The sequence below is a fragment of the Acinetobacter sp. AOR43_HL genome (genome assembly GCF_027854635.1).
GTDB classification, from domain to species: Bacteria; Pseudomonadota; Gammaproteobacteria; order Pseudomonadales; family Moraxellaceae; genus Acinetobacter; species Acinetobacter pittii.
The window spans coordinates 158,972-173,566 of the sequence record NZ_JAKTHX010000029.1 but is presented as its reverse complement, the minus strand read 5'-3'; the positions used below and the strand labels follow the sequence as shown (position 1 = coordinate 173,566).

Annotated in this window: 15 protein-coding genes; 7 read left to right on the top strand and 8 right to left on the bottom strand. The window is 35.8% G+C overall.

Features of this window, described 5'->3' with window-relative positions; translation table 11 throughout:
• Positions 1–65 precede the first annotated feature (65 nt).
• Positions 66–467 (top strand): DUF6367 family protein, encoded by a 402-nt coding sequence (locus MKL33_RS12645; RefSeq protein WP_270907070.1) that lies wholly within the window; start codon positions 66–68, stop codon positions 465–467.
• A 139-nt stretch (positions 468–606) separates the two neighbouring features.
• Positions 607–1,485 carry an SDR family oxidoreductase gene (locus tag MKL33_RS12640; protein ID WP_000432004.1) on the top strand — a complete coding sequence of 293 codons (879 nt, stop codon included), beginning with the start codon at positions 607–609 and terminating at the stop codon, positions 1,483–1,485.
• 54 nt (positions 1,486–1,539) lie between these two features.
• Here MKL33_RS12640 and katE read toward each other — a convergent pair whose 3' ends face one another.
• Both katE and MKL33_RS12630 read right to left on the bottom strand, forming a co-directional pair.
• Positions 1,540–3,684 carry a catalase HPII gene (gene katE / locus MKL33_RS12635; protein ID WP_270907069.1) on the bottom strand — a complete coding sequence of 715 codons (2,145 nt, stop codon included), beginning with the start codon at positions 3,682–3,684 and terminating at the stop codon, positions 1,540–1,542.
• A 41-nt stretch (positions 3,685–3,725) separates the two neighbouring features.
• Positions 3,726–5,144, bottom strand: a complete 1,419-nt coding sequence (locus tag MKL33_RS12630) for an iron-containing redox enzyme family protein (RefSeq protein WP_270907068.1) — start codon at positions 5,142–5,144, stop codon at positions 3,726–3,728.
• Positions 5,145–5,460: 316 nt separating this feature from the next.
• Between MKL33_RS12630 and MKL33_RS12625 the strand changes: the two genes are divergently transcribed.
• The 3 genes from MKL33_RS12625 (at position 5,461) to surA1 (ending at position 6,877) form a co-directional block, all read left to right on the top strand.
• Positions 5,461–5,937: a CinA family protein gene (locus MKL33_RS12625; RefSeq protein WP_019767846.1), complete on the top strand. Its 477-nt coding sequence runs from the start codon at positions 5,461–5,463 to the stop codon at positions 5,935–5,937.
• 279 nt (positions 5,938–6,216) lie between these two features.
• Positions 6,217–6,444: a hypothetical protein gene (locus tag MKL33_RS12620; RefSeq protein ID WP_002114279.1), complete on the top strand. Its 228-nt coding sequence runs from the start codon at positions 6,217–6,219 to the stop codon at positions 6,442–6,444.
• 115 nt (positions 6,445–6,559) lie between these two features.
• A complete protein-coding gene (surA1, locus tag MKL33_RS12615) occupies positions 6,560–6,877 on the top strand; it encodes a surface antigen protein 1 (protein WP_002114287.1) in 318 nt (105 codons plus the stop codon).
• A gap of 82 nt (positions 6,878–6,959) precedes the next feature.
• On the opposite strand, the gene MKL33_RS12610 is transcribed toward surA1, so the two are convergent.
• The 3 genes from MKL33_RS12610 to MKL33_RS12600 form a co-directional block, all read right to left on the bottom strand.
• Positions 6,960–7,181, bottom strand: coding sequence for a hypothetical protein (locus tag MKL33_RS12610; RefSeq protein WP_063098611.1), 222 nt, complete (start codon positions 7,179–7,181; stop codon positions 6,960–6,962).
• A gap of 95 nt (positions 7,182–7,276) precedes the next feature.
• Entirely contained in the window at positions 7,277–7,705 is a 429-nt protein-coding gene (locus tag MKL33_RS12605) for a hypothetical protein (RefSeq protein ID WP_032003399.1), read from the bottom strand.
• A gap of 264 nt (positions 7,706–7,969) precedes the next feature.
• A complete protein-coding gene (locus MKL33_RS12600) occupies positions 7,970–8,116 on the bottom strand; it encodes a hypothetical protein (protein ID WP_002114459.1) in 147 nt (48 codons plus the stop codon).
• Positions 8,117–9,021: 905 nt separating this feature from the next.
• Here MKL33_RS12600 and MKL33_RS12595 point away from each other — a divergent pair.
• Positions 9,022–9,324 carry a hypothetical protein gene (locus tag MKL33_RS12595; RefSeq protein WP_016806122.1) on the top strand — a complete coding sequence of 101 codons (303 nt, stop codon included), beginning with the start codon at positions 9,022–9,024 and terminating at the stop codon, positions 9,322–9,324.
• Here MKL33_RS12595 and MKL33_RS12590 read toward each other — a convergent pair.
• Complete coding sequence (locus MKL33_RS12590) at positions 9,317–10,222, bottom strand: LysR family transcriptional regulator (protein ID WP_270907067.1); 906 nt, start codon at positions 10,220–10,222, stop codon at positions 9,317–9,319. The genes MKL33_RS12595 and MKL33_RS12590 overlap by 8 nt on opposite strands.
• Positions 10,223–10,333: 111 nt before the next feature.
• Between MKL33_RS12590 and MKL33_RS12585 the strand changes: the two genes are divergently transcribed.
• Complete coding sequence (locus MKL33_RS12585; RefSeq protein WP_130172816.1) at positions 10,334–11,572, top strand: SGNH/GDSL hydrolase family protein; 1,239 nt, start codon at positions 10,334–10,336, stop codon at positions 11,570–11,572.
• A 49-nt stretch (positions 11,573–11,621) separates the two neighbouring features.
• On the opposite strand, the gene MKL33_RS12580 is transcribed toward MKL33_RS12585, so the two are convergent.
• Complete coding sequence (locus MKL33_RS12580) at positions 11,622–12,977, bottom strand: MFS transporter (protein ID WP_270907066.1); 1,356 nt, start codon at positions 12,975–12,977, stop codon at positions 11,622–11,624.
• A 100-nt stretch (positions 12,978–13,077) separates the two neighbouring features.
• Positions 13,078–14,361 (bottom strand): DcaP family trimeric outer membrane transporter, encoded by a 1,284-nt coding sequence (locus MKL33_RS12575; protein ID WP_270907281.1) that lies wholly within the window; start codon positions 14,359–14,361, stop codon positions 13,078–13,080.
• Positions 14,362–14,595: the final 234 nt, after the last annotated feature.

Genomic DNA, 14,595 nt, shown 5'->3' with positions numbered 1-14,595 from the left:
TTACTTGAGAGATTAATATGAATATTTAAAACTAATTTTAATAAGATGGTTTGAGTAACTTAACTATGCAATTAAAAAATCAACAGTCAGCTCTACAATATATCCATATTTCTATCCCTGAAATTTTACTAGGACATATTAAGTCCAAAAACTCATGGCAGGACTATGACAAAGAATGGAGCTATAGACTAGACCCACCTCATGCAAGTCATCCCTTCCAAAGAGACTTATATATTATTAAATCAAAAAATATAGAACATGAAGATATAAAACTGTTGCTAGATAATACAGCTATTAAAAATAATAAAAATTCAGAAAATATAGATGGAGCAAAAGAAATTATTAAAAAAATATTAGATTTATCTAATAATATACCGATAGAAAACTGGTTAGAGGATACAGGAAATAGATCTATTATTGAAAGCATGATTGATAAAAACAAAATCAAGTTAATCGATATTATTTAGTCCTTAAATATAAAATATTTTTTTACATCATTACAAATAAAATAACAAAGACAACTTATTAAAAAATTCATTTTACTCACATTTACGCGGTAACAGCTCACTATATGAAAATTAGATATTACAACCGAGGTATTTAAAAATGGAAAACTCAACAAACCAGTATCCAACATCTGCCCCCGCACAAGTTCAATCTCATCAACCAGGTGATCAGGAAAAAATGCACCCTGAACCTGAGATAATAAAAAGTACCCATAAAGGTAGCGATAAGCTAAAAGATAAAGTTGCCGTTATTAGTGGTGGCGATAGCGGTATAGGTCGTTCTGTCGCAGTATTGTTTGCTCGTGAGGGCGCTGATATTGCGATACTTTATCTCGAAGAAGATCAAGATGCCGAAATCACTAAACAACTCGTTGAAAGAGAAGGACAACATTGCCTTTTATTAAAAGGTGATATTTCTGACCCAGATGTTGCAAAACTCGATATTGATAAAGTTCTACAACATTACGGCAAAATTAATATTTTAGTGAATAACGCTGGTGTGCAATATCAACAAAAAGAAATTGAAAGTATTAGTAATGAGCAATTAGAAAAGACATTTAAAACTAATATTTTCCCAATGTTTTATCTTACTAAAGAAGCCATTCCTTATATGGAAGAAGGCGACAGTATTATTAATACAACCAGTATTACCAGCTATCAAGGCCATGATGAGCTCATTGATTATGCAAGTACCAAAGGTGCGATTACAACTTTTACGCGTAGCTTATCGAACAATTTAATGAAACAGAAAAAAGGAATTCGGGTAAATGGTGTTGCGCCAGGCCCCATCTGGACACCCTTAATTCCAAGCAGTTTCGATGCAGAAACCGTTAAAGAGTTTGGTAAAGACACCCCAATGGGAAGAATGGGACAACCAAGTGAAGTTGCTCCCGCCTATCTTTTTCTTGCCTCTGATGATGCAAGTTATATTACAGGTCAGGTCATTCATGTAAATGGTGGTCAAATCGTAAATGGCTAATCCCTAAGCTATAAAAAAGCCCTGAAAGTTAAAGCTTTCAGGGCTTTTTGTTTGTTAAGCAGGTATGTGGGCAGCTATTTGTTCTCGTGACCAAACACGATGAGCCATAATCAGGTTTTTGAACTTTTCAGCAATGGGCTGGAATTCATCTCCAACTAGAGTGCCTTCATCGGGAACTAAACCTAGCGGTTCAAGTAAATCAGATTTATTACCTAAAAATGCAATTGGTTTTAAATGCTTGTAGGCTTCTAATAGATAATGGCGAGTCACTCCGTCTTGCATGACAGCGTTTAAGTTATCGCCATCAGGAATAATCACTGCATCATACGCAATTGACGGTTCAGCCATTTGCATGCCATCAGCCGTAATAATACTGTCTTGATGATCTTTTACAGGAGCTAAGCTTGGCGCTAATAAATGAAGAGTCACCCCTTCTTTAATTGCCCAGTTTTTCATAGCTTCTAATGCATCAGATTTGACTAAATTATGGATGAGTACTGCAACTTTTCGACCTTGAATATCTTGGGGCGGGAAAGCCAAGAAAGATAATTTCGCCGATTTTTCAACTGCGGTTTTTTTATAATCTAGCGTCAAATCAGGCACTTCAATTCCTAAATTAGCACCTACTTGTCGTGCTAAGTCGAGATCAATATTTGCCAAAATTTGTTGAACTTGACGCTCACGGATGTGTTTTCGTTGCACTTTACTTAATTCAAAAGTATAGGCATCGACCACATGCTTTTGCTCATGAGGCGCAAGGCTCTTGTAGTAAAGGCGCGGTTGTGAAAAATGATCGGAAAAGGTTTCACTTCTTTGACGAAGTTTGTGACCACTAATTTGTTCAGGATAGCTTTCGAAACCACCATTTGAAGCAGCAGATGGGGTTTCGGCTGGCCAATCATTATCAATTGAGTTTGGTTGATATGAAGCCTGCCCTTTATGAATCGTATGTTGGTGAATACCATCACGTTGATTATTGTGGAATGGGCACACAGGTTTATTGATCGGAATTTGATGGAAGTTTGGTCCACCCAAACGACTTAACTGTGTATCGGTGTACGAAAATAGGCGTGCTTGTAAAAGTGGGTCATTTGTAAAATCAATTCCTGGCACGATGTGTCCCGGACAGAAAGCCACCTGCTCTGTTTCTGCAAAAAAATTATCTACATTTCTATTTAAAACAAATCGGCCAATTGGTGTCACTGGAACCAACTCTTCAGGAATAATTTTTGTCGGGTCCAATAAGTCGAAGTCAAAGTTCATCTCGTCCTCTTCTTCAACAATTTGTACACCGAGTTCCCATTCAGGATAAACCCCATTTTCAATGGCTTCATAAAGATCGCGACGGTGGAAATCTGGATCTTTACCAGCAAGCTTTTGAGCTTCATCCCAAACTAACGCACTTAAACCTTGTTTAGGGGTCCAGTGGAATTTCACAAAATGTGATTTTCCTTCGGCATTAATAAGACGGAATGTATGAACCCCAAACCCTTGGATTGAGCGTAAATTACGTGGAATTGCACGGTCTGACATAGCCCAAATCACCGCGTGTGCTGACTCAGGTACTAAAGACACAAAATCCCAAAAAGTATCGTGTGCAGTTGCTCCTGTTGGTATTTCTGTATCTGGTTCAGGTTTTACTGCATGAACAAAGTCTGGAAACTTAATCCCATCTTGCACAAAAAACACAGGCGCATTGTTGCCGACTAAATCAAAATTACCCTCTTGGGTATAGAACTTAATAGCAAAACCACGAATATCACGGACCGTATCAGCAGAACCACGTGGGCCCTGCACTGTTGAGAAGCGTACAAAAATTGGAGTTTGAATGGTTGGGTCAGTCAAAAAACCAGCTTTTGTTAAGCGCTCATTTCCTTCATAAGCCTGAAAGTAACCATGAGCACCCACGCCACGCGCATGTACAATGCGCTCAGGAATACGTTCATGGTCAAAATGAGTAATCTTTTCTCGTAAAATAAAATCTTCTAATAGTGTCGAACCGCGAATACCTGCTCTTAAACTATTCTGATTATCAGCAATTTTAACCCCTTGATTTGTGGTTAATGCTTCATTGGTTGCATCATCTCTGACTGAGTCTAATTGTTCAGTTTTTTGGGTAGTATTGGCTTTATTTGCAGCGTCAGCACCAGCCATTTCACTTGTTTTATTTGTTGATTTAACATTATCAGTCATGTTCATTACCTATGTTTTAAAGTTAAACGTGGGGTGAATTAAAAACTTCAAGAGTTAGTTTTGTTAAAGGAACTTAAATATGGAAAAAGGAGCTCGACATATTTACGTGTGCTCCAAAGCCCAATGCTTTTATGGTGTGAATCTGGAGCCAAAAACGGAGTCAGCTTGCATATTTTTATGGCAAGATCAGGTGTATGACGTATACGCTCTTGGAGCGCATCAAGTTCGCCATCAGAAATATAGCTAAATAGATAATCTTGGATGCGCTGGCTATTCTTTAATTCCCTGCTATAAGCCAAGAAGTTAGAAGAATGATCACTACCTGCAATCCAGTCATGAATAATTTGTCGTTCTACAGGGTTAAATACCCCAAACATTTTTCCATTTTCTTCATTAATCATTCGCCAGAATACGCTCTGTTCAGGATCGGTATTCAATTTAATCCACTTGTGATCAATGAGATGTGTAACTAAGCCTTTAACGTCTTCTGGATTTGATAACCATTGGTTAATGGTTTTGCATCCAAACTGTCTGGTTTCGTTATGTATTAGCTGACCCACGAGCGCTTTTCTTTTTAAAATTTTAAGGACTAAATCTTCAAGATTTAAATTTTTAATAATTTTTGAAGAAGAAACACCATGGTTATTAAGAGCAAAACCACGTTTTAATTTATTAAAGAAAGCTTCTTTATCTCTGTATTTATCGTAAATATTTTCTATAACTTTAATGGCTTTATCTGCATGTCCGTTATCAATATTATCGATAGTGATGTGCAAATTAAAATATTTAGAATCAATACCCAGTTCTGCAAGCTCATAATTACTGATGAGTAGATGCAGTGGTAATTGCTCATAACCTAAATTGAAGCCGACAATTTCGGGAATAAACTCAGGTGGAGCATAGCCAAGCGCCAGCTGAATCACGGCATTATGATAGTATTCATCCTCTAAAAGCAGATCAAAACTATCAAGTCCAAGACTACGTAATAAGTCATCATAGATACAGACATGGTTTGCTTTCGGCTCACCAAGTCCCAGTTCTTCTAGATAAGTAATAATAAGGTCATGAAAAACCGGATCGTTCCAGTAGTGAACTGAGCTATAGAGCCATGCACCGTCGACCTTTTTAGTTGGAGAGACCTTAATCAAAAATTCAAATGCCTGTCCGACATTCTGGAAATACTCTCTCTCACCCCCACTTTGTCTACGGTTTAGATAAGCCTGAAATAACTCACAATTTTGTTTATTATCATTTTCACACCATTCTTTAACCGTTTTTATAGTTGCTGGAAAATCAATTTCCTTTTGATCTATTTTATTTATTTCTTCATTAAGAAAATCTCTTGCTTTCTTCTCTTTTTCAAAATTAGAAATATCAGGATCAAGGAAAAAAACAAATAATTCGTAATAGTTCTGTTGATTATCTTGTAATAAGTCTAATAATCTTTTTTTCACTACAACAGGCATTTCTATTCTCCTTTAGTGAGATATAAATTACCATACTTTAACTGAACAATAATCCCAGCCTATCTTTGTTATATTACGTTAGTAAGAAACAACCCACAATTTTAAAAACTTTATATTTCAATAACATAAAAAATAACATAAACTTACATTCTCATCTTTCGAATAATTTAACTATATGTTTTTATAAAAAATATATAAACAATAAACTATATTTACAATTAACTTACCTTTAAAATTATAAAGACTAAAAACTTAACAAAAAGAAATTAAAAATAATCTTATAACTAAATTAAAAACAATTGTAAGGAGAATACAAATGTTTAACTCATGTTGCAAATTACTAGCACAGGAAAAAATTAAAATCGCTTTTTTTGAAAGTGCTTCGGCGGGTTATCTCGCTTACCGTTTTTCTTTAAGCCCCTATTCTGGTGACATTCTTATTGGAAGCTTAGTTAGCTACGACTTACGTGTAAAAGAAAATACACTTCACATTTCACCTGAACTCATTGAAAAATATACACCTGAGTCGATGCAAGTCACTGTAGAAATGATCAAAAAAGGTAAAGAACTTTTACATGCCGACCTTTATATCGCTTGTACTGGGTTATTAAAAAAAGGAGGCTCTGAAACTCAAGAAAAACCTGTAGGCACCTTTTTTTATTCTATTTATTATAAAGATAATTTTTATAATTTTAGACGTATATTTAAAGGACCTCCTAGTCTTAAACTTATACAATTACTCTATTACATTACACAAGATATTAAATGCATAATATCAGATAATAAAAAATAGAATTCTTTTATAAAAGATAACAAATACACATTTAGAAATAATCATAGTTTTTATTTAACCTCTATGTACCCAAATGTAATTTTAACTATATTCATATTAATTATGTTTAATCATTAAAATTACATTTTATATAAATCAAGGTTTTATTTAATTTTTAAATTTACATTTAAATATAGGGTAACACCCCAACGCTACACATTAAAAATTTTCATGTTTTAATGAACCTATCTGAAGCTCTCAGATAAAACACACATCATAAATGATATGAGGTAATTAAAGATGAGCACTACTAATAATCAAAGCAATCAACGCAATAATCAGCAGCAACAACAACAGCAAAACGACAACCGTAACAACCAGCAGCAACAAGGCAACCAACAGCAAAACGATCAACAGCAACAAAACAATCAGCAACAACAGCAAAATGACAACCGCCGCCAACAACAAGGCTCTAATCAAAAAGATTCAGGCCAACAAAACTCAAATAACAATAATCAGCAACGCTAATCCGTTGTTGAATTAAATGTCATTTGATGCGGTCATTCATTTTATTTAGGAAGGTGCCCTCACCTTCCTAAATTTAACATAAGCATAAAATTAAATAAGAGAAGAGGAAAAACTGATGACAGATCAAAATACAGACCATGCTCAACTTGTAGCTGGCGACCATAATTATTCTGACTCTCGCTGGCGGGAAAGTTATCTTACTCGACCTTATTATCAAGAAGCTCAATTAACTACGCCAGATCTGGATTATGATCGTGATTTTTCTGCAGCTTATGAACTAGGTCACCGTGCCCGTTCAGAATCTAAAGAAGGAACTCAGTTTGAAGAGATGGAAGGTAGCTTGCAACAAAAATGGGAAGAGCTCAAAGCTGAATCCCGATTAAAATGGGAACATGCAAAACAAGCCATTAAAGATGCATGGGATGACATGTAACATCCTTAATTGGTCCAAAGCATATAGCTTATTTCCTATTGGCCCTGGGAAATAAGCTTTTTTATTATTTGAAGTATTTATATTAGAAAAACGGCGGCATATTAAAATTATTACTAAGATATTGATTGGCTTGATTCGGATCATCAAAAATTTCTTTTTTAAATTGTACATCCGGCGTTGTAGAAAGAGTATGTGTTGGCTTGATCGTAACTTCTACTACATATCTGTTTTGTTCTTGCTTGGCTTTCACACCATAAATTTCAGAATCATTAATGCAAGTTCCATCAGTAAAATATACAAACATACCGCCACCTTATCTCTTAACTAAAGTTACTGGTTTTTCCCATTTATTTAACGTAAAAGCCTAGCAATAGACTTGAGCCGTACGTAAACAAAATTTCAGTTTTGGTTTTTCTTAAAATATTCAATAATTTCTTCCCCGTTATTCACGGGAGTTTCTTTAGCAGGATATGTTTCTTCATAAGCATATGCAGGTAATGCAACTTTATCGCGAATTGGCGGTAACTTTTCTTGGCCACCTGTGGTAATACGCTCAATAAAACCTGCAAGCCACAATACAAATTCTTGTGTGTTTTTACTCTTCGGAATAATACTTAAATCTAATTTAATTTTAGATTCCTGAAGAGGCTTAATCAGCAATTCAGCAAAATCAATATAATTGTATAAAAGTTTAAGTTTTGTCCCCTTAATCTCATGTCTAAGCTCAATCATTAAATTGTTAAGATCTTCCATAGGATCATCTACAAACCCTTTTTTTTCCTTAACATTTTGATAGATTTTCTCAGCTAATTTTAAGTACTGGGGCATATCCTTACCTTTAAAAATTGTTTTCACTAAAATGAATTTTGGATGAATATAAGTATTTATTGTGTTTATTTTATTAATTTTTTGAAACTATAATTTACGGAGGAAACAATTCAATAACAACAAATTAATATAAAGGCTATAACACACTAATTTATTGATTAATTTTATATTTTTATATAATTGCTTTTTTTATTATGTTACATATTTTATAGAAAATAACGATAAGAAAACCCACATAAATGTGAGTTTTCTTAAGTGAAATAATTATGAGTTTTTATCCATTTGTTGAGTAGTTGCTGGGTCATTCGAGCCATGTGTTCCATCATCATCTGTTGAATTTCGATCTTGGCATGCACTCATACCCATTGCGATTGCAACTACCATACTCACTGCACAAAAAATTCTTAACATTGAGGTCACCCTTATAAATCTTAAGATGTAGGCTTATGAATAACATTATCTTATGTTGGCCTACCGCTGTGGTTCTCTTAAGTTTTGTAGGTTGTGCAAGCTTTTGTAAAAATCTAAATAATATAAATGTTAAAAAATTACTTTTCTTGCAATTGATATTTTAATTAAAATTTGGCAACGGCTATTTATTTAATTACATGATATTCATAAAATCAAAATTTCCCGCTCTTTTTTGACTTATGTTGAAATAAGTCATTACTTGCAAACACTATATAAATAAACAATTAATAAATATTTGATATATAAACATTAAAAATTATTTTTTAACCTCTATTGAACCATTATTCAATATTTTCAATTCTAAATAACTCATTATTTTATTAATGAAAATTTAAAAATATTAATATTTGTTTATATAAACCAATCTTTTATTTTTGCAATTGACCCGCTTTGAGGCTCAGCTTATGATGCTCCGGCTGACCTATTTTGTCAGTCGGTTTTAGCAGACCGTCTACCTAAGCGCACTAAAAACAAGTTTTTTGGTGTGTAGCCCCTCGTGCCTTTGACGGAGGAACGGGAGTGGGACACCTTCGGGTGTGCTGGTTTCTTAGGTATCAGTCTGCTAACCCTCTTTCGTTTCACCACCATAATTAATAGCAGTGATTGGGCGCAACTTCTTTCATCAAGGAGTCTCTAATGACTATTATTTTATATCGTGTTTTTTCTTCTACTCTTCATCACGTTATCGACTTAACTGAAACTATTTTCAAGAAAATATCCTACAGTTTTATGTTTCTGCTTTCCTATCTTTTCAGAGTAAATATTTCCATATTTAACGCTCGATAAAGACTAGAAAATTTCTATAAACATGACTTAACGATAACAACAACCAATGAAGAGCAATAATGATGTTTTTTTTATATCGTATTGTTTTAATCTGCACCCTATTAATAAGTTCTATAAGTTTATTAGGTTGCAGGTCTATCAGTAAAAATGAATTTAATACACATTGTGTTTGGGCAGGTCGTGCACTTTCACAATGCAACTGTATTTATAACTCTTTAGAAAAACATTATTCGCCGCAGTTTGTAGAGAACTTACCCAAAGTAAGCTTACAAAATATTAATGCGAATATGCACTTTGTGGAAACTATGAATGAAACTATGCACCAATGTCAGTTAAGCGCAAGAAAAGACTCCATTAACTAACTTTTGTATGCTCTACCAAGAAATCTAAAAAAGCCCTTACGCGCTTAGGGACATATTTATCATGTCCTATCCAAACAGCATGAAATTCTTCTGAAGCCTTGATATTCCAGTCTTCAAGGATTTTGACCAACTGTTTTTGTTCTAAAGCTTTTTTGACTTGGAACTGGTTAAGCTGTGCAATACCAGCACCTGCAAGCGCTAACTGTAAGATGGCTTCTCCATGATTTACTCTTAAAACCTTAGTGGGAGCAAGTGTGATTTCTTGATCGTCTTTTTTAAAAAGCCACGTTTTATTTTGACGTTGGTAACTTACGTCTAAAAGCTGATGTTCGTATAACTCTTCTGGATGCTGCGGATAACCATTCTTTTCAATATAGGTAGGTGAACATACATAATGTTTCTGAGTGCGTCCGAGTGAGCGAGCAACCAAATTTGAGCTTTTCAAAGGTCCTGTACGAATTGCGATATCAATTCTTTGCTCAACTAAATTAATGACTTCATCACTCAAATGAGCCTCTAATTCGATTTGTGGATAGCACTCGTTAAATAGAGAAATACAAGGTAATAAAAAATGCGTCCAATATGAAAGACTGGTATGAATTCTAATTCGCCCTTGCGGCATGTGATTTGCAGTAACAGATTGTTCTAGTTCATCTAAGTTATTGAGTATGTGACTACCTTGCTCATAAAACTGACATCCTTCACTGGTAAGCTGAAACTGGCGTGTTGAACGGTTAAGTAGTCTAACTCCAAGCCTTTTTTCTAAGCGTGAAATTAACTTACTCACCGCAGACGGCGTCATGTCACAAGCTCTTGCGACTGCTGAAAAGCTTCCTAACTCGACTACCCGAATAAAAATTGCCAACTCACCAGACCGATTAATATCAAAATATGACATAACAAAATCTATTTATGAATTTCATTCACAAATCTTATTCCGCTTATGTTGCTATAACAAGCCAGTAATTTGTTTCAAGATAACTTTAATTTATTTTAAAGAGTTCACGAGATGAAACTTTATCAACCCGCCCTATTCTCTCTTGTTTTATTTACGAGCTTTGCACAAGCAGAAGTACAAAAGAGCCAGTGGGTTACCACTTGGGCAGCTAGTCCACAAAAAGTCTGGAATAAAGATTTCGTTTTCCCGACCAATATTCCAGATCAAATATCGAATCAGACCATTAAACAAATTAGTCAAATTAGTTTAGGTGGTGAAACTATTAGACTCGTTTTTACCAATCAATATGGGGATCAACCGCTCTATATTGATAAAACTACCGTGGGGCTAGTCAAAGGACAAAGTCTTAAATCAAAGAGTGCTTATCCAGTTTATTTCTCTGGAAAGCTTAAAGCACAAATTTTACCTGGCCAACAGCTGATGAGTGATCCAATCCAGCTCCCTGTTCCAGATCATGCGCAGTTAATGGTAAATACCTTTATTCAAAAGCCCACTACATTTAAAACTTTTCATTGGGATGCGAAACAAACCAGTTGGCTCATTACGGGTAACCAGACCGCGAACTTAAATACGCCTAGCAGTGCCAAAACCACAACTGCGCGATTATTATTGTCGGCTATCGAAGTAAAACCGAAGCGTAAAGCCCATGTTGTTGCAGTCATTGGAGATTCAATTACCGACGGTGCAACTGCAACTTTAGATGCAAATACGAGATGGACCGACTTTTTAGCTAAACGGTTATCGCCACATCAAATAGCAGTCATTAACAGTGGAATTTCAGGGAATCGATTACTTACAGACGGTATGGGTGACAGTGCTTTAGAACGCTTACAAAAAGAAGTATTTCAATATTCAGGTGTGAAAACATTAATTGTTCTGGTGGGTATTAATGATATTTCATGGCCCGGTACTGCTTTTGCACCTAAACAACAAATACCGACTTTTGAAGCACTCACTCAAGGTTATAAACGTGTTGTAGATGAAGCACATCGCCAAGGTATTCAAGTGATTGGAGCAACCTTATTACCATTTTCGGGAGCTTTACCCAATACTCCTCTTGATAACTACTATCAACCGAATAAAGATGAATTACGCCAGCGCATTAATCACTGGATGAGAACCAGTAAAACATTTGATGGGGTTCTTGATCTTGAGCAAGGCTTAAAAGATTCAAAACATTCCGATCGATTAAATCCAATTTATGATTCTGGAGATCATTTACATCCAAATGATAAAGGTAATCAGCAAATGGCAAATCTAGTTGATTTAAACCAGCTACTTAACAAATAAAATTTCCAGATACAGGTAGGAATGATTTCCCTACCTGTATAAATATGTATTAACCACCCTCTAGTTCAGCAGAGAGTTTTGGAGCAATAGTTTTTTCTTCAACAGCATGTCGTCGCAGAACCATAACAGCGAAAAGCGCCAAAATTGCAGGGATTGCGATCATCACGAAATTCATCTTATGTGGCAATTCTAATACTAATAACATGCCCGTTAAGATTGGACCAACAATTGCCCCAATACGACCAACACCAGAAGCACAGCCAATTCCGGTAGAACGCACACTTAGTGGATAATATTGTGCAACGTAGCTATAAAGCAGAATTGAGGTCCCAATCGTTGCAGCACCTGCAACAGTCACCAAACCATATAAAACATAGGCTGGAGACTTAAAGCCTAAACCGATTAATGCTAAAACACCCGCCAGTAGCATTCCCATAATTACCGGTTTTAAATGGAATTTATCAGACAAAATACCACCGCCAATTGAACCGATCATTGCGCCAACATTTAGGGCAAGCAAGAATAAAATACTTTTGCCCAATGAATACCCTGCTGCCAGCATGAGTTTTGGTAACCAGCTACTTAAGGCATACACCATGAGTAAGCACATAAAGAATACAAGCCAAAACATGAGTGTATTGAAAGCACGGCCTTGCTGAAATAATCCCTTTACAGAACTACCTGTGGGTACATTATCCTCATTAAGCACTAAGTGCGTAGTGATCGTTAGGTTTTGTTCAGGTGAAATCTTTTGAATAATGCGCTGTGCTTGCTCAGTCTTACCCGTCTTAACTAAAAAGGTTAAAGACTCAGGTAAAAACTTCCAAATGACAGGTAATAAAAATAGTGGAATACCGGCAATTAAAAACATAATTTGCCATCCTTGACTTTCAACCAAATAACTACCAATTAATGCTGAAAGAATCCCACCAATTGCATACCCACTAAACATACTCCCCACCAGCGTACTTCTTATACGTTTAGGCGCATATTCGGAGGTAAGTGCAACTAAATTTGGCATAACCCCACCAATGCCTAATCCCGCCAAGAACCGAAGTACCCCAAACTCAAGTGGGCTTGATGCAAAAGCACCTAAAAAGGTAAAACCACTAAAAAAAGTCACACAGATTAAAATTACCTTTTTACGGCCTATTTTATCTGCCAATGTTCCAAAGAACATCGCCCCAAACATCATTCCACATAGTGCCGTACTTGCTAACATCCCCGCCTGTACAGCTGTTAACGACCACTCTTGCATTAGCAAAGGCAATACAACGCCATAAATTACCAGATCGTAACCATCAAAAATAATAATTAATAAACACCAAACTAAAATACTCCAGTGAAAAGGGGTAAATCTGGCCTGATCAATAACTTCATTTACATTTAATTTAGATGTTGTCATTTACTCACCTCCTTTGTGAGATAAATTCATATTCAATTTTTTAAAACGACATATTGCACCCTAAAGAAAAAACAAATTATTCAAGGTTTTATTGAATAAATTAAAAGTCATAACTCGCCATCATATTGAAGCGGTTATCAATCCCGTTACGATTATCAAAAGTTTCTCGTTCGCCATACACATATTCGACGCCCAAGGTAATTGGTTTGTATGGGTTATAAAGTGCATTCACCCAGCCCTGCCAAAGCTCTTTATTTTGGGTGGTGCTATTACGTTGTAATTCAGCAAAACGGTTATCATCTTTGGCTTTCATATAGCCATAAGCTAAGGTTGAACGAATTTGCGGTGTAAATTGATGAGTAATACCTAAAGAAACGGTGTCAAATTCATTGCTATGCATATTGTTTTGATCATCTATTGCATAGCCGCTGTTACTCCATAGCAGGAAACGCCCATCTCCTTTGACATGGTAATAATCGGCTTTGAGTAATGTATCGGGCGTAATTTGGTATTTACCACCCAAGCCTACGCCCCAAGCGACTTCCTCATCATGATTAGTTCTCTTTTCGGCAACAAAACTACGTCCCGACAACATCGAGCCATTGGCAAATTTATGATTTAAGCGCCCTACCAATGCTGGTAAACGCATTTGATTATCTGGATCTGAGGTTGCAGTATATTTCGGATCTTCAACCGATATTGCAAAGCTTGTATTTGCCGTTAAGTTATCGCTATAGCGAACTAGCGGTGATCTTAATAATGCACTCCCTACAAACGTTCCCGCATCAATCGTTTCCGGATAATACTCAGGTGCAATAAATGTTGACCACGTTTGACCGATAAGCCATTTATCAAACGTTAAATAAGCATGGCGTATTCTAAACTGATCACGAGTGGCTGCCCCAAAGAAGTCCATTTCTAACTTTCCGCCCACCTCACCCGCGGCCGTCGGGGTTTTAAAATTCAACCCGAAACGTGTCACATTAACCGTACTATGCAACTGGTCTTTTTGTGCAGATTCTTCTGGCGTGTTCTCAAGTGGAACACCGCTAATATTGTTATACATCGTAGATGCCCCTTTCATTTGATAAGAGGCATCTGCCCGTATATAACCATATAAGTTAAATTCTGCACCAGACTTGGTTAAACCTTGCGGTGGTACGGGTACGGCTTGAGGAGTCGCTGAGTTTGCTAGTTCCACTCGTCCTTGCGATAAAGATTTTTGCGCCTGTATATTGGCTTGTAACATCGCCCGAAGTTCTTTTACTTCTTGGCGAAGTTGTGCTATTTCAGGATCTGTTTGACCTGCAAAAGCAGAAGACACAAACAGGGTCACAGAAACAGCCAACAGGCTTTTTGGAACCGTTTTATTTAAAACTTTCATCATGAAATTTTCCTTTTGATCTTTAATTCGACTTAAAGATCTCGACATCCTTTTTGTTATGTACCTATCTAAAATAGGTGCTTAAAATTTGTCTTTCTTTCACAAGAAAAACCTTCGATCATATTTTTTAGACAAAACCTCCCTAAAGCGGCCTAAAAACCACTTTTAATTTGTTTTAAGTAAAGCTAAATCTTCTAATTCTTTTCAGTTTTTATATTCTCTTCCTCATTGAGA

Bases quoted from the DNA above. Each gene is read 5' to 3' on its own strand.
- surA1 (WP_002114287.1), top strand. From the start codon at position 6,560: ATGACAGATCAAAATACAGACCATGCTCAACTTGTAGCTGGCGACCAT.
- MKL33_RS12600 (WP_002114459.1), bottom strand. From the start codon at position 8,116: ATGTTAAGAATTTTTTGTGCAGTGAGTATGGTAGTTGCAATCGCAATG.
- MKL33_RS12605 (WP_032003399.1), bottom strand. From the start codon at position 7,705: ATGCCCCAGTACTTAAAATTAGCTGAGAAAATCTATCAAAATGTTAAG.
- MKL33_RS12610 (WP_063098611.1), bottom strand. From the start codon at position 7,181: ATGTTTGTATATTTTACTGATGGAACTTGCATTAATGATTCTGAAATT.
- MKL33_RS12590 (WP_270907067.1), bottom strand. From the start codon at position 10,222: ATGTCATATTTTGATATTAATCGGTCTGGTGAGTTGGCAATTTTTATT.
- MKL33_RS12575 (WP_270907281.1), bottom strand. From the start codon at position 14,361: ATGAAAGTTTTAAATAAAACGGTTCCAAAAAGCCTGTTGGCTGTTTCT.
- MKL33_RS12585 (WP_130172816.1), top strand. From the start codon at position 10,334: ATGAAACTTTATCAACCCGCCCTATTCTCTCTTGTTTTATTTACGAGC.
- MKL33_RS12595 (WP_016806122.1), top strand. From the start codon at position 9,022: ATGATGTTTTTTTTATATCGTATTGTTTTAATCTGCACCCTATTAATA.
- MKL33_RS12625 (WP_019767846.1), top strand. From the start codon at position 5,461: ATGTTTAACTCATGTTGCAAATTACTAGCACAGGAAAAAATTAAAATC.
- katE (WP_270907069.1), bottom strand. From the start codon at position 3,684: ATGAACATGACTGATAATGTTAAATCAACAAATAAAACAAGTGAAATG.
- MKL33_RS12630 (WP_270907068.1), bottom strand. From the start codon at position 5,144: ATGCCTGTTGTAGTGAAAAAAAGATTATTAGACTTATTACAAGATAAT.
- MKL33_RS12640 (WP_000432004.1), top strand. From the start codon at position 607: ATGGAAAACTCAACAAACCAGTATCCAACATCTGCCCCCGCACAAGTT.
- MKL33_RS12645 (WP_270907070.1), top strand. From the start codon at position 66: ATGCAATTAAAAAATCAACAGTCAGCTCTACAATATATCCATATTTCT.
- MKL33_RS12580 (WP_270907066.1), bottom strand. From the start codon at position 12,977: ATGACAACATCTAAATTAAATGTAAATGAAGTTATTGATCAGGCCAGA.
- MKL33_RS12620 (WP_002114279.1), top strand. From the start codon at position 6,217: ATGAGCACTACTAATAATCAAAGCAATCAACGCAATAATCAGCAGCAA.